Source organism: Streptomyces sp. NPDC102490 (genome assembly GCF_044765285.1).
Lineage (GTDB): Bacteria > Actinomycetota > Actinomycetes > Streptomycetales > Streptomycetaceae > Streptomyces.
Window position 1 is genome coordinate 46,541 of record NZ_JBIWJU010000016.1, and the last position, 16,977, is coordinate 63,517.

Genomic DNA, 16,977 nt, shown 5'->3' on the forward strand with positions numbered 1-16,977 from the left:
AGTCGTGGTGCGGGCCGAGCAGGCCCTGCCACTACTACTGCTGCTGGCTTACGGGGGTGGAGGGTCAGCCCTCGACCGTGACGCCCATGGAACGCGCGGTACCGGCGATGATCTTCTCCGCCTGGTCCAGGTCGTTGGCATTGAGGTCGGGCATCTTGGTGGTGGCGATCTCACGGACCTGGTCACGCGTGATCTTCGCGACCTTGGTCTTGTGCGGCTCGCCGGAGCCCTTCTCCACGCCCGCGGCCTTGAGGATCATCTTGGCGGCCGGCGGCGTCTTGGTGATGAAGGTGAAGGAGCGGTCCTCGTAGACCGTGATCTCCACCGGGATGACCCAGCCGCGCTGCGACTCGGTCGCGGCGTTGTAGGCCTTGCAGAACTCCATGATGTTGACGCCGTGCTGACCCAGCGCGGGGCCGACCGGCGGAGCCGGGTTCGCGGCACCGGCCTGGATCTGGAGCTTGATGAGCCCCGTGACCTTCTTCTTCTTGGGAGGCATAGCTCTCCGGGTCCTTTCGATTCGGGTCCTGCCCGCGTCCGGGAGCTACCCGGACACAGGCATACCGCACAACGATAACGGGTATAGATGCGCGGCCAAAAACCGAGCAGGTCAGACGCCGCGTGAGCGGCCGCCTGACCTGGTCGGAAGCAGTACGTCCAGAGAGGTACCGGAGAGGTACTAGTTCTTCTGGATCTGGTCGAAGCTCAGCTCGACCGGGGTCTCGCGGCCGAAGATCTCGACGAGGCCCTTGACCTTCTTCGAGTCGGCGTTGATCTCGTTGATGGTGGCCTGGAGCGTCGCGAACGGGCCGTCGGTGACGGTGACCGAGTCGCCGACCTCGAAGTCCAGGACCTGCACCTCGACCTTGCGCTGCGGAGCCGGCTTGCCCTCGGCCTCGGCGGCCTCGCGGGCGGCCTTCTCCTCGGCCTCCGGGGCGAGCATCTTGACGATCTCGTCCAGGGTCAGCGGGTACGGGTCGTAGGCGTTGCCGACGAAGCCGGTGACACCGGGGGTGTTGCGGACGACGCCCCAGGACTCGTTGGTGAGGTCCATGCGGACGAGCACGTAACCCGGCAGTTTGTTCTGGCGGATCGTCTTGCGGTCGCCGTTCTTGATCTGGACGACCTCTTCCTGCGGCACCTCGGCCTGGAAGATGTAGTCCTCGACGTTGAGCGAGACGGCGCGCTGCTCGAGGTTGGTCTTCACGCGGTTCTCGTAACCGGCGTAGGTGTGGATGACGTACCACTCGCCGGGGAGGACGCGCAGCTCCTGGCGGAGCTTCTCGATCGGGTCGAGGTCGGGCTCCTCGGCCGCGGCCTCGGCTTCGTCCTCGGTGGTCTCGGCTTCGGGCCCGGCGGCCTCCGCGTCGGCCGCCTCGGCGGTCTCGTCCGCCTCCGCGTCCGTCGCGTCCTCGTCCGCCGCGTCCTGGTCCGTCTCCGCGACGACCGTGTCGTCGGCAGCCTCGGCCTCGGCGGAGGCCTCGGTGTCCTCGTTGTCGGCGCCCTCGACGGTGCCGAGCTCGTCCTCGACGGACTCGACCGGCTCGATGGCGTCGTTCACGTTCGGGTCAGACACTGTGGCTGCTTCTTCCTGGATACATAGGGGTGGAACACGCGAAAGGGGCGCCGGGTACCTCGGCGCCCTTCGCTCTCGACTCAGCCGAAGACGTACTTGGCGGCGTGAGAGAAGCCATAGTCAATCAGAGTCACCAGGCCGATCATGATGACCACGAAGATGATCACCACGGTGGTGTACGTCGACAGCTGGTTGCGGCTGGGCCAGACGACCTTGCGCAGTTCCGCGACGATCTGGCGGTAGAAGAGCGCGAGCCGCTTGAGCGGGCCCTTCTTGCCTCGCTTGCCGCCTTTGCGGGACTTCTTGGAGTCCGGCGCCTCGTCCTGGGCATCAGGCATGTCGATGGAGCCCACGGCGTCCGTCACTCGTCCTCACCTGATTCCGGGTCGTGGCCGTGCCGCGCCCGGTTGGAGCCGCACGGCGGTGCATTGCTGTACGTACCTGCGCACACATCCTGGCGATGGTGTGTGTAGCAGGGCCGGAGGGACTTGAACCCCCAACCGCTGGTTTTGGAGACCAGTGCTCTACCAATTGAGCTACGACCCTTTGTTCGTCCCCCAACGTACCGCATCCGCCCGGGTGCTCGGTGTGCACCGGGTGAGCGCGACCCGCTGAAGGCCAACGAGGTGAGAGTGTACGTGCTCACGGGCCGGGCGTCGAACAGAAAGCACGTCCGGACTGATGTTCAGGGCGTGGACCGGACGGGCGTTCAGGTCCTGGACCGGTCCCGTTCAGTCCGTGAAACCGCTGTGCCCGGGAGGTTTCCGGTCTGGAACGATGGGGCCATGAGCGCTGCAACCCCTCCCACCGACCGCCGGGTCTCCGCCCGCGTCGGCGCGATCTCCGAGTCCGCGACCCTCGCCGTGGACGCCAAGGCGAAGGCCCTCAAGGCCGCCGGACGTCCCGTGATCGGCTTCGGCGCGGGTGAGCCCGATTTCCCGACGCCGGACTACATCGTCGAGGCCGCCGTCGAGGCGTGCAAGAACCCGAAGTTCCACCGCTACACGCCGGCCGGCGGGCTGCCCGAGCTGAAGGCCGCCATCGCCGCGAAGACGCTGCGCGACTCCGGCTACGAGGTCGACCCGTCGCAGATCCTCGTCACCAACGGCGGAAAGCAGGCCATCTACGAGGCGTTCGCCGCGATCCTCGACCCGGGCGACGAGGTCATCGTCCCGGCGCCGTACTGGACGACGTACCCCGAGTCGATCCGGCTGGCCGGCGGTGTCCCGGTCGAGGTGGTCGCCGACGAGACCACCGGCTACCGGGTGACGGTGGAGCAGCTGGAGGCCGCGCGCACTGAGAAGACCAAGGTCGTCCTGTTCGTGTCGCCGTCGAACCCGACGGGGGCCGTGTACAGCGAGGCCGAGACCGAGGCGATCGGCACGTGGGCCGTCGAGCACGGCCTGTGGGTGCTGACCGACGAGATCTACGAGCACCTCGTCTACGGCGACGCCTTCTCCGTGTCCCTGCCGGCGCTGCTGCCCGAGCTGCGCGACAAGTGCATCGTGGTCAACGGCGTGGCCAAGACTTACGCGATGACCGGCTGGCGGGTCGGGTGGGTCATCGGCCCCAAGGACATCGTCAAGGCCGCGACCAACCTCCAGTCGCACGCCACGTCCAACGTGTCCAACGTGTCCCAGGCGGCGGCGCTGGCCGCGGTCTCCGGCGACCTGGAGGCGGTGGCGAAGATGCGGGAGGCCTTCGACCGGCGCCGGCAGACCATCGTGCGGATGCTCAACGAGATCGACGGCGTGCTCTGCCCGGAGCCCGAGGGCGCGTTCTACGCCTACCCGTCGGTGAAGGCGCTGCTCGGCAAGGAGATCCGGGGCAAGCGTCCGCAGGACTCGGTCGAGCTGGCCGCGCTCATCCTGGAGGAGGCCGAGGTCGCCGTGGTGCCGGGTGAGGCGTTCGGCACGCCGGGGTACCTGCGGCTGTCGTACGCGCTCGGGGACGAGGACTTGGTCGAGGGCGTGAGCCGGATCCAGAAGCTGCTGGCGGAGGCGCGGGACTGACCGTCCTCCGCCCGCGGGGCCACACCGGAACGTTCCGGTGTGGCCCTGTTTGTTGGTGCGTTGTTGGTGCGTTGTTTGTGCGAGCAAGACCACGTACGGGGAAAGTGCTGTCGGGCCGGGTGTGTCGTACGGCAGGATCACCAGATGGAGCGTGTACGTGATCTCTCTGAACTGCCCAAGGCCCATCTCCACCTGCACTTCACCGGGTCGATGCGGCCCACCACCCTGCTGGAACTGGCCGACAAGCACGGCGTGCGGCTGCCCGAGACGCTGACCGAGGCGCTGGGCCGCGGGGAGTCGCCGAAGCTGCGGGCGACGGACGAGCGGGGCTGGTTCCGCTTCCAGCGGCTGTACGACGCGGCGCGGTCGTGCCTCCAGGAGCCCGAGGACATCCAGCGGCTGGTCCGGGAGGCCGCGGAGGAGGACGTGCGGGACGGGTCGGGGTGGCTGGAGATCCAGGTCGATCCGACGTCGTACGCGCCGCGGCTGGGCGGGCTGATCCCGGCGCTGGAGATCATCCTGGACGCGGTGGAGACGACCGTGCGGGACACCGGGATCGGGATGCGGGTGCTGGTCGCGGCGAACCGGATGAAGCATCCGCTGGACGCGCGGACGCTGGCGCGGCTGGCGGTGCGGTACGCGGAACGGGGTGTGGTCGGCTTCGGGCTGTCGAACGACGAACGGCGCGGGATGGCCCGGGACTTCGACCGGGCGTTCGCGATCGCGCGGGACGGGGGGCTGTTGAGCGCGCCGCACGGCGGTGAGCTGACCGGTCCCGCGTCGGTGCGGGATTGCCTGGACGATCTGGACGCGGACCGGATCGGGCACGGGGTGCGGGCGGCGGAGGACCCCCGGCTGCTCAAGCGGCTGGCGGACCGGCAGGTGACGTGCGAGGTGTGCCCGGCGTCGAACGTCGCCCTGGGCGTGTACGAGAAGCCGGAGGACGTGCCGCTGCGGACGCTGTTCGAGGCGGGGGTGCCGATGGCGCTGGGCGCGGACGACCCGCTGCTGTTCGGGTCCCGGCTGGCCGCCCAGTACGAGATCGCGCGCGAGCACCATGGGTTCACGGACGCGGAGCTGGCGGAACTGGCGCGCCAGTCGGTACGGGGGTCGGCGGCACCGGAGGACGTGAAGGGCCGGTTGCTTGCGGGGGTGGACGACTGGCTTGGGGGGTAGGGGGTGGTTGCCTGCGGCGGCCTGTGCGGCTTCGGTGGGGGTGCGCGGTGCGCGGTGCGTCCGGTGGGTGGGTCGGGGCCGCGCCGGGGGGTGTCCGTCCTCGGAACGGCGCGGAATCGGTCGGCCACAGAACTCACCGGCGCGGACGCGCCAACCGCTGCGGGCGGACACCCCCCGACACGACCCCTTCTCGCCGTACCTACCTAGCTGCGGCCCGTCGCCTCCCGCCCCGCTGCGGGCAGTCGCCACGCCGCCCTAGCTGCGGGCAGTCGTGCCGCTGGGGCGGCACGGGTGGGCGCAGCGGCACCCCGCTACGCCGGGCCCGCGACCCACCCCCGCGCCGGGTGACAAAGGAACGCCGGTCTGGGCTAGAGCGCGACGCCCACCGTCACCGGTTCGTTGACCAGCGTGACCCCGAAGGCCTCGTGGACCCCGGCGACGACCTCGCGGGCCAGCGCGAGCAGGTCCTCGGTGGTCGCCTCGCCGCGGTTGGTGAGGGCGAGGGTGTGCTTGGTGGAGATGCGGGCGGGTCCGGTGCCGTACCCCTTGGTGAAGCCCGCCTTGTCGATCAGCCAGGCCGCCGAGGTCTTGACGCGTCCCTCCCCGGCCGGGAAGGCGGGCGGCTCCACGGCGTCGCCCAGGCGCTCGGCGACGCGCGAGCGGAACGCGGCGAACTGCTCGTCCGTGAGGACCGGGTTGGTGAAGAAGGATCCGGCCGACCAGGTGTCGTGGTCCTCGGGGTCCAGCACCATGCCCTTCCCGGCGCGCAGCTTCAGCACCGTCTCCCGGGCGGCCGTCAGCGGCACCCGGTCGCCCGCCTCGACACCGAGGGCGCGGGCCGTCTCGGCGTAGCGCAGCGGCGCGGAGAGCCCGCCGGCGTCCTCCAGCTCGAAGCGGACCCGCAGGACGACGTACCGCTCGGGCTCGGCCTTGAAGCGGCTGTGGCGGTAGGAGAAGGCGCAGTCGACGTTGGACAGGGCGACCGTCTCACGGTTCCGGCGGTCGTAGGCGGTGACCTCGGTGATCGTGGCGGAGACCTCCTGGCCGTACGCCCCGACGTTCTGGATCGGGGTCGCACCCGCCGAGCCGGGGATGCCGGCCAGGCACTCGACGCCCGCCAGGCCCGCCTCGACGGTGCGGGCGACGGCGTCGGTCCAGATCTCGCCGGCCGCCAGCTCCAGCGTCGTGCCGTCGAGGGTCAGGCCGCGGGTGGCGAGGTGCAGGGCGGTGCCGTCGAAGCCCTTGTCGCCGATGACCAGGTTGGATCCGCCGCCAATGAGCAGCAGCGGGGTCCCGGTGTCGTCGGCCTCGCGGACGGCGGCGACCACCTCGGCGTCGGTGGTGGCCGTGATCAGCCGGGTCGCGGGTCCGCCCAGGCGGAAGGTGGTCAGCGGGGCGAGGGGGGCGTCGTGGAGTTCCTGCACGCGCTCAAGACTACGAGACGGCACCGACGGTCCCGGGCGGCGGGAAACACGGGTGACGCCCCGACCGGTCGGCCGGGGCGTCACGGGGTGGGCGCGGGTGCGCCTCACGTCAGGCGTCTGCGCACCTCCGCCCAGCTCACCGGGAGGTCGTCGCTCGACGCGGGCCAGGAGGCGAACTTCGCGTCCCGCATCTGCTTCGACAGCCCCCGGGAGGCCGGCGCGTGGGTGCCGGAGCGGGCGAAGGTCTTGAGGGCCTCGGGCGACTCCCAGGCGGAGAGCGTCCAGAAGGTCCGCTTGAGGGGTTCCGCCTTCAGGGAGGCGCCGTAGGCACCGGGCGCGCTCCCGACCTGCCGCCACACGCCCGGGGTGCGCGCCAGGAACTTCAGCGCTCCCCACAGGGTCCGGGTCTCGAAGCGGGAGGCGAAGACGTGGACCTCGGTGGCCCGAGGGGGGCGGTTCGGCACGGTCCAGGGAAGGGTGGGCATGTCGTACTCCTCTCGTGTCCGTGAGTCATGCGTGGGGTGCGTGCCGCGCGGTTCGGGGCGTGCGGTTCAGTGCGGGGTCGTCGGTGCCGGTGCGGCGAGGGCCGGTTCGGCGGCCGGGGTCGGCTCCGTCGCCGGTGCGGCCGAGGGGCCCCGTCCCCCGTCGCCGGTGCGGCGGCGGGCCGGGATCACCAGGGCCGCGACGCCGCCGAGGGCCACCACCGCCGCGCCCACGGCGACCGCGGGCCGCAGTCCGTCCACGAAGGTCTGCGCGGACTCGTAGCCGCCCTGCGCCGCGAAGATCGAGCCCATGACCGCGATGCCGAGCGCGCCGCCCACCTCGCGCAGTGCGTTGTTGGCGCCGGAGGCGATGCCCTGCTCCTTCGCGGCGACGCTGGACATCACCAGCGCGGAGGCGGGGGCGAAGTAGAGGGCCATGCCGATTCCGCTGACGATCAGACCGGGCAGCTGGATCGCGTAGGAGGCGTCGGCCGTGATCACGGAGGCGAGGTAGCCGAGTCCGGCCGCCTGGAGGAAGAGTCCGGCCGCGACGACCGGGCGGCCTCCTATCCGGTCGGAGAGGATCCCGGCGATCGGCGCGACGAGCATCGGCATGCCAGTCCAGGGCAGCATGCGCAGGCCCGCCTCGGTGGGCGAGTAGCCGAGTACGCCCTGCATGTACTGGCTGAGCAGGAAGATCGAGCCGAACATCCCCAGGAACATCAGCAGGCTCGCCGCGTTGACACCGGCGAAGGCACGGGAGCGGAAGAGCCGCATCGGCAGCATGGGGTTCTTGGCGCGGGTGCTGTAGAGGACGAAGCCGGTGAGCAGCGCGGCCCCGGCGAACAGGGCGGTCAGCACCACGGCGCCGGTCCAGCCGTCGACGGGGCCGCGGACCAGGCCGTAGACGATGCCGAAGAGTCCGCCGCTGGCGAGCAGGGTGCCGGGTATGTCGAGCGGGGCACCGGTACCGTGCGACTCGGCGAGGCGGAGACGGGCGAGGGGCAGCAGGGCCACGCCCAGCGGAACGTTCAGCCAGAAGATCCACTGCCACGAGATGTGCTCGGTGAGGCTGCCGCCGACCAGCGGCCCGGAGGCCACGGCGAGCCCGTTGACGGCACCCCAGATGCCGTACGCCATTCCGCGGCGTTCGGCGGGTACCGCGGCCGTGAGCAGGGTCAGCGTCAGCGGCATCATGATCGCGGCGCCGACACCCTGCACCGCGCGGGCGGCGATGAGCGAGTCGATGCCGGGGGCCAGGGCCGCGGCGGCGGAGGCCCCGGTGAAGACGGTGAGGCCGACGAGGAAGAGCCTGCGGCGGCCGAAGCGGTCGCCGAGGGCCGCGCCGAACATCAGGAGGACGGCGAAGGTGAGCGTGTAGGCGCTGACGGTCCATTCCAGGTCGTGCAGCGCGCCGCCCAGGTCCTCGCGGATGGAGGGCAGGGCGGTGGTGACGACGAGGTTGTCCAGGGCCGCCATGAAACCAGCGACGCTGGTGATGACGAGGGCCCAGGCCGCTCCCCCGCCCCGTACGTTTCCCCCGCTTCGTACGTTCTGTCGTGCTCCGAGTTGTGACATCTCTCCCCCAGAGGGTGTCCACGTGCCGTGAGTTGTTTGGTTAGTAATTGATGACTAACTTTTTGGGTCGTACGGAGGCAGAAGGCGGCCGTTCCTTGGTGCCCCTCTGCGCGCCGCTACGTGTCTTCCTGGCCCGGCTCGGCCCGGCCCGGTTCCTGGATGGCGCCGTAGACGCGGTGCCCCGGCTGGAATCCCATGCCGACCAGGGTGTTGATCAGCATGCCGTACGCCAGGAAGTTCGTCGTCTGCTCGATGTCGCCCCCCAGCGCCAGGTGCACGCGGTCCCAGATCTCCAGCCAGCCCTTGCGCACCATCTCGCCGAATTCGTGCTCCCCGGCCGCCTCGGCGGCGGCGACGGTGACGTACACCTGCAACTGCATCTGGAGCGTCTCGGGGTTCTCCGCGATCAGTCGCGAGTAGGCCTCGGCCATGGCGTGCTTGGCCTCCAGGCCGTGCAGGCCCTCGGACGACTTCTCGAAGACCTCGCGCGTCTCCCGCAGGCAGCGCTCGGCCACCGCGAGGAAGATCGCCTTCTTGCCCGGGAAGAGGCGGAAGAGGTACGGCTGGGAGACTCCCACCCGCTTGGCGATGGCCTCCGTGGAGGTGCCGTAGTAGCCACCCCGGGCGAACTCGCTCGTCGCCGCGCGGATGACGCTCTCGCGCCGTTCCTCTGCGCTCATCCTGACCATGAAGGTAAGTTAGTGCTCAATCACTAACTTGGTCAAGGGGCACGCTTTGTTCGGTCGCGCCGCGGGTTCGGGGAGGTCCGGGGCGGGGTCAGCGCGGCCGTCGTTGCAGGACATCGGCGAGCACCGTGTTCACCAGCTTGCCGACGGCCGCCGCGGCCGGTGGGCCGGGGTCGCGGTCCGCGAACAGGAGATGCCCGCCGCCGACCAGGGAGAGGGTGAGCGAGTCGATGTCGGCGTCGGCCGCGATCCGGCCCCCGGCGCGCTCGTCGGCCAGGTAGACGGAGACCGCCGAGGCGACCTGGGCGAGGATCGCGATGCCGCCCCCGGGCACGGCCTGCCGCAGCCGCGCCCGCAACTCGTCCCGGAACGTGATGAGCGGAATGATCGCCACCGGAACCGGCCCGAACAGGGCGGTCAGCGCGCCGGTGAGGTTGTCGGCCACGGTGCCGGTGCCGACGGCCTCGCGCAGCGCCAGCGCCTGCGTCTCGAGCTGCGCGGCCCGGTCGAGCACCAGCTCGGCGAGGAAGGCGTCGAAGTCGGCGAAGTGCCGGTGCAGGACACCTTTGGCGCAGCCCGCCTCGTCGGTGACGGCCCGGCTGGTCAGCCCGTTCGGACCGTCCCGCAACAGCACGCGTTCCGCGGCGTCGAACAGTTGTCGGCGCGCGTCACGAAGGTGCACTCCGGTCGGCATGTGCGGCCCCTCCCACGCGCCAGGCACCCCTGGCGTCCGTTGACCGGTGGGCACCTGTCCCACCCCTGACGTGTGGGCGCTTGCCCACTGTTGCGTGTGGGCGCTTGCCCACTAAGGTGAACGCATGCCCACTCTACCGTCGCCGAAGCAACCGAAACCGACACCACCGCACCAGGCCCGAGAGACGGCCGAGTCCTTCGGCGTGGACGCGCGACGCTACGACCGGGCCCGGCCGAGCTACCCCGACGACCTGGTGGCGCGGGTCGTCGCCGGGAGCCCGGGACCCGACGTACTCGACGTGGGCTGCGGCACCGGCATCGCCGCCCGGCAGTTCCGGGCGGCCGGTTGCGCCGTGCTCGGTGTCGAGCCGGACCCGCGGATGGCCGACTTCACGCGGGCCCGCGGCCTGCCGGTCGAGGTGGCGACCTTCGAGGCCTGGGAACCGGCCGGCCGAGCCTTCGACGCGGTGATCGCCGCCCAGTCGTGGCACTGGGTGGACCCGGCCACCGGCGCCCTGAAGGCGGCCCGGGTGCTGCGTCCGAAGGGGCGCCTGGCGGTCTTCGGGCACGTCTTCGAGCCGCCGCCCGAGGTGGCCGAGCCGTTCGCGGCCGCCCACCGCCGGGTGGCGCCCGACTCGCCGTTCAGCGGTCAACCGGCGCGACGCCCGCTGGAGACGTATCTGGCGGGGTACGCGCGGATCGCGGACCGGATCCGCGAGACCGGGCGGTTCGGCGAGCCGGAGCAGTGGCGGTTCGACTGGCAGCGGTCCTACACGCGCGACCAGTGGCTGGAACTGCTCCCCACCACCGGCGGACTCACCCGGCTCCGCCCCGATCAACTGGCCGGGATACTGGACGCCGTCGGCCACGCCATCGACGCCCTGGGCGGCCGCTTCACGATGCACTACACGACGCTGGCGGCCACGGCGGTACGCGCCGACACCGACCACCGGCCCGCCCACTGACCCCCTCGCCCCGCAGAGGGGGTCGGCGGTACGGGTGACCGGTCAGCCCAGTCGTACGACCGCCCGGGACATGCCGAGGACCTTCTGGCCGCCGCTGGTGGCCAGCAGGTCGACGCGGACGGTGTTGTCGTCGAGCTTGGCCGCGACCTTGCCGCTGACCTCGATCACGGCACCCTGGTCGTCGTTGGGGACGACCACGGGCCTGGTGAAGCGGACGCCGTACTCCACGACCGCGCCCGGGTCGCCGGTCCAGTCGGTGACCACGCGGATCGCCTCGGCCATGGTGAACATGCCGTGCGCGATGACGTCCGGCAGGCCCACCTCCTTGGCGAACTTCTCGTTCCAGTGGATCGGGTTGAAGTCGCCGGAGGCACCCGCGTACCGCACGAGCTTGGCGCGGTCCACGGGGAAGCTCTGCGCGGGCAGTTCGGTGCCGACCTCGACGTCGCTGTAAGCGACCTTCGCCGTCATGGTGCTTACGCCTCCTCGGCCGCGCGGGCCACGAGCTTCGTCCAGGCGGTCACGACGTGCTCGCCGGCCTCGTCGTGGACCTCGCCGCGGATGTCCAGGATGTCGTTGCCGGCCAGGGACTTGATCGCCTCGATGGTCGAGGTGACGGTGAGCCGGTCACCGGCCCGCACCGGGCGGGCGTAGGCGAACTTCTGGTCGCCGTGCACCACCCGGCTGTAGTCCAGCCCGAGCTGCGGGTCCTCGATGACCTGACCGGCCGCCTTGAAGGTGATGGAGAACACGAAGGTCGGCGGAGCGATCACGTCCGGATGGCCGAGCGCCTTCGCGGCCTCCGGGTCGGTGTACGCCGGGTTGGCGTCCCCCACCGCTTCCGCGAACTCGCGGATCTTCTCCCGGCCCACCTCGTAGGGCGCGGTGGGCGGATAGGTCCGCCCCACGAACGACTGGTCGAGCGCCATGGGCTCGCAACCTCCTGCTGCTCTTCGTATCCGTGTCGCCGAGCGACGTCGACACGGGGGTGACAACGACACGAGGCCGCCCCCAAGTTTCGGGGACGGCCTCGTGTACGAGCCTGTTTTATCGCGTCTCGCGGTGCGCGGTGTGCGCGTTGCAACGCGGGCAGTGCTTCTTCATCTCCAGTCGGTCCGGGTTGTTACGCCGGTTCTTCTTGGTGATGTAGTTCCGCTCCTTGCACTCCACGCAGGCCAGCGTGATCTTCGGGCGGACGTCGGTGGCAGCCACGTGAGTGCACTCCTTGACGAACGGATTGATGGTATTAACGCAAGAAAGAGTAGCCGATTGAAGGACCGACCCCGCAATCGGCTACTGAGAGTAGCGGTGACCGGACTTGAACCGGTGACACAGCGATTATGAGCCGCTTGCTCTACCGACTGAGCTACACCGCTGTGATGCGATCGGGCCCCGTCTCGCGACGGGAACCTCTCACACCAGAGCCCCAAAACGGAATCGAACCGTTGACCTTCTCCTTACCATGGAGACGCTCTGCCGACTGAGCTATTGGGGCGAGCGATGAAGACATTACACGGTCGCCCGCCGTTCGCCCAAATCCGTTTCGCCGCCCCTGCCCCGTCCCGTCCCGACCGCCGCGAGCACGGCGACGGAACGGCCCGGACCCCGCGGACCGCACCGGTACGACTATTGCGCTCCTCCGCGCCACGGGCTGATCACCGTCCTAGGCTCGTCTCACTCTGCGTGATCTTGCGTCCCCCACTGCGCAGCCCCGAGCCCAGAGGAGCGCGATGCCCGACAGCCAGCCGCAGCCGCCCCACTCGCCCTCCCCCTCGGACCCCGCCGACCGCGGCTCGCTCCTGCTCTCCGGGGCGCGGCTCACCGACGGCCGGACCGTGGACGTACGGCTCCACGGCGGTCGCATCGAGGCGGTCGGTACGGCCGGCAGCCTGACCCCGCGCCGCACCCTCGGCAGCCTGCCACCGGGACGCGCGCCCGGCCCCCGTCCCGGCCCCGCCCCCGGCGGCCACCTCGACCTGGGCGGCTACCTGCTGCTCCCGGCCCCGGCCGATCCCCACGTCCACGCCGACACGGCACTCACCGCCGACGTCCCCGGCCCCGTCTCCTACCAGCCCGAGGACGTCCAGCGCCGGGCCACCGAGGCCGCCCTGCTCCAGCTGGGACACGGCGCCACCGCGCTGCGGACGCACGTGCGCGTGGGCGACGTCGCGGGCCTCGGCGCGCTGACCGCCGTACTGCGGACCCGGCGCTCCCTGCGCGGGCTCGCCGAACTGACCGCGGTGGCGATGCCGAGGGTGCTGACCGGGGTGGCCGGCGCCGAGGGGCTGGCGATGCTGCGGGACGCGGTCAAGATGGGCGCCGACGTGGTGGGCGGGTGTCCGGACCTGGACCCCGATCCGGCGGGGTACGTGGAGGCGGTCCTGGAGGTCGCCGCCGAGCACGGTTGCCCGGTCGACCTGCACACGGACGCCGCCGACCCGGCGCGGCTGGCCCGGCTGGCGGCCATGGCGGGCGGGCTGCGCCCCGGGGTCGCCATCGGCCCCTGCGACGGCCTGGGCCGGCTGCCCGCCGACGCGGTCTCCCGGGCCGCGGACCAGCTCGCGGCAGCGGGAGTGACCGTGGTCTGCCTGCCGCAGGGCGCCTGCGGGACGGGGGACCATCCCGACGGCACGGCTCCGGTACGGCTGCTGCGGGCGGCCGGGGTACGGCTCGCCGCCGGGAGTGGTGCGCTGCGGGACGTGTCCAACCCGGTCGGGCGCGGAGACCCCCTGGAGGCGGCCTACCTGCTGGCCTCGCGCCACGGGCTGCGCCCCGAGGAGGCGTACGACGCGGTGAGCGCGGCGGCACGGTCGGCGCTCGGGCTGCCCGAGGTACGGGTGGAGGCGGGTTTCCCGGCCGAACTCCTCGCCGTGCGCGGGGACCGGCTGGCGGGCGCACTGTCGCTGGCGTACAGCCGGATCGTGGTGCACCGGGGGCGCGTGGTGGCGCGGACCAGCGCGGTACGGGAGTACGGCGACTCGACCGCCGCGCCGGATCTGGGGCTGCCCCGGCAGGGCGGTGGCGGGCGGGTACGCCGTGACGGACACGGCGGGCCGGGCGGCCGTGACGAGCGCGGGGACACGGCCTGAGCGGGAGCCGGGCGGGCGGCGGGCGGGCCGGGCGGGCGGCGAACCGACCGGGCAGGTGGCGGGCAGGCCGGGCAGGCGGCGAGCAGGCCGTGCGAGCGGCCGGACAGGCGACGAGCGGGCCGTGCTGGGGGGCGAAGTCGTGCGGCGCGGGCGGTCGTCGAGGCGTACGGTCGAAGACATGCGCATTGTCATCGCTGGTGGTCATGGTCAGATCGCGCTGCGGCTGGAGCGGTTGCTCGCCGCGCGCGGTGACGAGGTGGCGGGCATCGTCCGCAAGGCGGAGCAGGCCGACGATCTGCGCGCCGCGGGCGCCGAACCGGTCGTGCTGGACCTGGAGTCGGCCTCGGTCGAGGAGGTCGCGGAGCGGCTGCGGGGCGCGGACGCCGCGGTCTTCGCGGCGGGCGCGGGGCCCGGCAGCGGGGCGGCCCGCAAGGACACGGTGGACAAGGCGGCGGCCGTCCTCTTCGCTGACGCGGCGGTCCGGGCGGGCGTACGACGCTTCCTGATCGTGTCGTCCATGGGCGCCGACCCGGGGCACCAGGGAGACGAGATCTTCGACGTCTACCTGCGCGCCAAGGGCGAGGCGGACGCGTACGTCAGCTCGCTGGACGCCCTGGACTGGACGATCCTGCGCCCCGGCGCCCTGACGGACGACGCGGGCACGGGCCTGGTGCGTCTGGAGGCGCACACCGGCCGCGGCCCCGTTCCGCGCGACGACGTCGCGGCCGTCCTGGCGGAACTGGTCGACACCCCGGCCACCAACGGCCTGACCCTGGAGCTGATCAGCGGTTCGGCGCCGGTGTCGGTGGCGGTGAAGTCGGTGGCCGGGAACTGAGGTCGGCGGGGCAACTCGGGGCGCGGGCGCTCACGAAGGCCGGCTGAGACTAGAAGAGGGGCAGCTGCCCCGGGAAGTCAGGGACGACGTACCCGTCCAAGGACGGTTGCGCCGCGCCGAGTTGCGCCGGCCGACGCGACCCGGGACAGGACACGAGGTCGCCACTCTCCCGTGCGCCGGGCGGGTCGTGGCGCGCGTACCGCCCCGCGACGACGGCGATCTCGCGACGGCACTCGGGGCAGATTCTGCGGCGGGAGGACGAGGCCATGCCACCAGTCTGCCCGCACAGGGGGACGGCCACGTGTTCTTCTCGCGTGGCTCACCCCTGGGCGGCAGGCGCTCGCGCGAGAGACAATGACGCCCCAGAGTCGATCTATCGGTCACTTTGACGGGGGGTCCGGTGACGGGACGCAAGCTTTCCCGGCAGGAGCTGATCCGGCGGCGGCGCCAAGGCGGGTTGGTCGGACGTCAACGGGAACAAGACGCGTTCAGGGATGCTCTCCAGCAGTCGCCGGAAGAGACGACATCGTTCTTCTTCCATATCCGTGGCCCGGCCGGTGTCGGCAAGTCGACCCTGGTCCGGCAGCTGGAATCCCTCGCCCGCGAGGCCCAAGCCCTCACGGCCTACGTGGACGAATCGGCAGCGGACGTGGTCGAGACGATGGAGACCATCAGTGCGCAATTCAGCCAACAGGGCGTGGAACTCAAGTCCTTCGAGAAGTTGTACGCCACCTATCGACAGCGTCGGCACGAAGTCGATGCCAGCACTGGCTTGGCCGGGTTGCCCAGTGAGACTGCTGAAGGAGGACAAGGGGGCAATCAAGGCTCTCCGACTCCGTCCAGTGTGATCGGCTCGCAACTCGCGCTCACCGGCTTGGGAATGATTCCCGGCGTCGGCGCCTTCACCGGTGCGCTCGACCCGCATCAGGTGGCCACGGGGGCTGACCGGATCAAGACGCTGATCAGTTCCCGATTGCGCAATCACGAAGATGTCGAGTTGGTTCTGTCTCCGCTGCAAGTCCTCACACCGGTTTTCCTCCGCAGCCTGACCGAGGCCTCGGACCGTCGACCTTGGGTGGTGCTGTTCTTTGACACGTATGAGCGCACCGGCCCGATGCTGGACGTCTGGCTGCGGGACATACTGGTCAGCGACCGGTACGGGCATCTACCGGCCAACGTACTGGTGGTCTTGGCGGGTCAATCCGGACTGGATCCCCAGACCTGGGGGGACTGGCTCGACCTGGTGACCGACCTTCCACTGGACGTGTTCACCGAGACGGAGGCGCGTCAGCTTCTCGGTTCCAAAGGCATCACCGACGAAAAGGTGATCCAGGTCATCCTGGAGCTTTCCGCACGGCTGCCAGTCCTGGTGTCAACGCTGGCTCAGACGCGCCCCACCAGCGTCGCGGACGTGGGAGATCCCAGCGGCACCGCCGTGGAGCGATTCCTCAAGTGGGAAACGAATGCAGCCCGCCGTGCGGCCGCCCTGGCATGCGCTCTGCCTCAAGAACTCGACGAGGACATCTACCGCGCAATCGTGGAGGAGGAAGCCGGGGAGGAGTTCAGTTGGCTGCGCTCCATGCCCTTCTTCATCAACCGGGCCGGCCGTGGCCACTACCACGACGTTGTTCGATCGGCCATGCTGCGCCTGCAACGTCAGCAGTCACCCCTCCGATGGAGAGAACAGCACAAGCGCTTGGCGGACGCGTTTCGGGAGCGACGCGTTCAGCTGGAACAGCATGCTCCTCCGGCCGAAGGCTGGTGGGACGACGAACGATGGCGCAACTACAGACTCCAGGAGACCTACCACGAGTTGTGCGCCGACTACCGCACTGCACTGCCTCACGCTCTCGGTGAGGCACTGCACGCCCACGATCACGACATCACCACCCTACGGCGATGGTCCCAAACCCTGGCACGAGCCGGCCAGGACACCGATGCCGCCCCATTGCGCGACTGGGGGCAGAAACTCCTGGCTGCCCTCGAAGGCCCCAGCCCGGGCATAACCGTACTCACACTGATGCTTTCCCGCGGCGCCCTTGATACCTCCGCGAAGAGCCTCGCGTACTTGCTTCGCGGCTACGAGCATCGCCTGATCCACGATTACGAGCAGTCCCTGGAGGACTACACCACCGCACTTGAGCTCGAAACAACAGCACGGATCTTCCGGAATCGCGGTGAGACCTACCGCCTCGCCGGACGATATGACGAAGCCTTGGCCGACTTCGACCGGGCCATCACACTCGAGCCGGACGTCGTATGGGCCATCGAAAGCCGTGGGCAGACCTATCAGTCCATGCGCCGGTACGAGGACGCCCTGGACGACTTCAACCGAGCCCTCGACATAGAGCCCCATAATCTCTGGGTCATGGGGAATCGCGCCGAGCTCTATCGCGTTGCGGGCCGGTACGAGGAAGCCCTCGCCGACTTCGATCACGTCATCGAAAGCAACCCCGACTAC

Annotated in this window: 18 protein-coding genes and 3 tRNA genes; 6 read left to right on the forward strand and 15 right to left on the reverse strand. The window is 70.6% G+C overall.

Annotated elements, in window-relative coordinates:
- Positions 1-64 precede the first annotated feature (64 nt).
- The 4 genes from rplK to ACIRGB_RS32010 form a co-directional block, all read right to left on the reverse strand.
- On the reverse strand, positions 65-499 hold the full coding sequence (rplK, locus tag ACIRGB_RS31995; RefSeq protein ID WP_003974315.1) for a 50S ribosomal protein L11: 435 nt from the start codon (positions 497-499) through the stop codon (positions 65-67).
- A 180-nt stretch (positions 500-679) separates the two neighbouring features.
- Positions 680-1,576, reverse strand: a complete 897-nt coding sequence (gene nusG, locus ACIRGB_RS32000; RefSeq protein ID WP_403872329.1) for a transcription termination/antitermination protein NusG — start codon at positions 1,574-1,576, stop codon at positions 680-682.
- Positions 1,577-1,656: 80 nt separating this feature from the next.
- A complete protein-coding gene (gene secE, locus ACIRGB_RS32005) occupies positions 1,657-1,941 on the reverse strand; it encodes a preprotein translocase subunit SecE (RefSeq protein ID WP_104634583.1) in 285 nt (94 codons plus the stop codon).
- Positions 1,942-2,049: 108 nt separating this feature from the next.
- Positions 2,050-2,122: transfer RNA gene (locus tag ACIRGB_RS32010), tRNA-Trp, on the reverse strand.
- A gap of 239 nt (positions 2,123-2,361) precedes the next feature.
- Between ACIRGB_RS32010 and ACIRGB_RS32015 the strand changes: the two genes are divergently transcribed.
- Complete coding sequence (locus tag ACIRGB_RS32015) at positions 2,362-3,588, forward strand: pyridoxal phosphate-dependent aminotransferase (protein ID WP_403872331.1); 1,227 nt, start codon at positions 2,362-2,364, stop codon at positions 3,586-3,588.
- A gap of 144 nt (positions 3,589-3,732) precedes the next feature.
- Positions 3,733-4,764 carry an adenosine deaminase gene (locus tag ACIRGB_RS32020; RefSeq protein WP_403872333.1) on the forward strand — a complete coding sequence of 344 codons (1,032 nt, stop codon included), beginning with the start codon at positions 3,733-3,735 and terminating at the stop codon, positions 4,762-4,764.
- Positions 4,765-5,132: 368 nt separating this feature from the next.
- Here the strand turns inward: ACIRGB_RS32020 and ACIRGB_RS32025 are convergent, their stop codons facing one another.
- The 5 genes from ACIRGB_RS32025 to ACIRGB_RS32045 form a co-directional block, all read right to left on the reverse strand.
- Positions 5,133-6,188, reverse strand: a complete 1,056-nt coding sequence (locus ACIRGB_RS32025) for a UDP-N-acetylmuramate dehydrogenase (RefSeq protein WP_403872335.1) — start codon at positions 6,186-6,188, stop codon at positions 5,133-5,135.
- Positions 6,189-6,292: 104 nt separating this feature from the next.
- A complete protein-coding gene (locus ACIRGB_RS32030; RefSeq protein ID WP_403872337.1) occupies positions 6,293-6,673 on the reverse strand; it encodes a DUF3291 domain-containing protein in 381 nt (126 codons plus the stop codon).
- A 66-nt stretch (positions 6,674-6,739) separates the two neighbouring features.
- Entirely contained in the window at positions 6,740-8,248 is a 1,509-nt protein-coding gene (locus ACIRGB_RS32035) for an MFS transporter (RefSeq protein WP_403872339.1), read from the reverse strand.
- Positions 8,249-8,364: 116 nt separating this feature from the next.
- Positions 8,365-8,937 (reverse strand): TetR/AcrR family transcriptional regulator, encoded by a 573-nt coding sequence (locus tag ACIRGB_RS32040; protein WP_403872341.1) that lies wholly within the window; start codon positions 8,935-8,937, stop codon positions 8,365-8,367.
- Positions 8,938-9,025: 88 nt separating this feature from the next.
- Positions 9,026-9,628, reverse strand: a complete 603-nt coding sequence (locus ACIRGB_RS32045; RefSeq protein ID WP_403872343.1) for a TetR/AcrR family transcriptional regulator — start codon at positions 9,626-9,628, stop codon at positions 9,026-9,028.
- Between the two features lie 124 nt (positions 9,629-9,752).
- Here ACIRGB_RS32045 and ACIRGB_RS32050 point away from each other — a divergent pair, with 124 nt between their 5' ends.
- On the forward strand, positions 9,753-10,592 hold the full coding sequence (locus ACIRGB_RS32050; protein ID WP_403872345.1) for a class I SAM-dependent methyltransferase: 840 nt from the start codon (positions 9,753-9,755) through the stop codon (positions 10,590-10,592).
- A 42-nt stretch (positions 10,593-10,634) separates the two neighbouring features.
- On the opposite strand, the gene ACIRGB_RS32055 is transcribed toward ACIRGB_RS32050, so the two are convergent.
- From ACIRGB_RS32055 to ACIRGB_RS32075, 5 genes are all read right to left on the reverse strand, one after another.
- Positions 10,635-11,063 (reverse strand): MaoC family dehydratase, encoded by a 429-nt coding sequence (locus ACIRGB_RS32055; protein WP_403872347.1) that lies wholly within the window; start codon positions 11,061-11,063, stop codon positions 10,635-10,637.
- A gap of 5 nt (positions 11,064-11,068) precedes the next feature.
- Positions 11,069-11,521, reverse strand: a complete 453-nt coding sequence (locus tag ACIRGB_RS32060; protein ID WP_403872349.1) for a MaoC family dehydratase N-terminal domain-containing protein — start codon at positions 11,519-11,521, stop codon at positions 11,069-11,071.
- A 118-nt stretch (positions 11,522-11,639) separates the two neighbouring features.
- Positions 11,640-11,804 (reverse strand): 50S ribosomal protein L33, encoded by a 165-nt coding sequence (rpmG, locus tag ACIRGB_RS32065; RefSeq protein WP_003948671.1) that lies wholly within the window; start codon positions 11,802-11,804, stop codon positions 11,640-11,642.
- 91 nt (positions 11,805-11,895) lie between these two features.
- Positions 11,896-11,968 (reverse strand) — tRNA-Met (locus ACIRGB_RS32070).
- A 46-nt stretch (positions 11,969-12,014) separates the two neighbouring features.
- Positions 12,015-12,087: transfer RNA gene (locus ACIRGB_RS32075), tRNA-Thr, on the reverse strand.
- Between the two features lie 235 nt (positions 12,088-12,322).
- Between ACIRGB_RS32075 and ACIRGB_RS32080 the strand changes: the two genes are divergently transcribed.
- Positions 12,323-13,681 (forward strand): hydrolase, encoded by a 1,359-nt coding sequence (locus ACIRGB_RS32080; protein WP_403872351.1) that lies wholly within the window; start codon positions 12,323-12,325, stop codon positions 13,679-13,681.
- A gap of 178 nt (positions 13,682-13,859) precedes the next feature.
- A complete protein-coding gene (locus tag ACIRGB_RS32085; protein WP_403872353.1) occupies positions 13,860-14,516 on the forward strand; it encodes an NAD(P)H-binding protein in 657 nt (218 codons plus the stop codon).
- Positions 14,517-14,565: 49 nt separating this feature from the next.
- On the opposite strand, the gene ACIRGB_RS32090 is transcribed toward ACIRGB_RS32085, so the two are convergent.
- A complete protein-coding gene (locus ACIRGB_RS32090) occupies positions 14,566-14,784 on the reverse strand; it encodes a hypothetical protein (protein WP_403872355.1) in 219 nt (72 codons plus the stop codon).
- Positions 14,785-14,916: 132 nt separating this feature from the next.
- On the opposite strand from ACIRGB_RS32090, the gene ACIRGB_RS32095 reads away from it, so the two are divergent.
- Positions 14,917-16,977: tetratricopeptide repeat protein (locus tag ACIRGB_RS32095; RefSeq protein ID WP_403872357.1), on the forward strand; the 2,061-nt coding region annotated here is incomplete at its 3' end.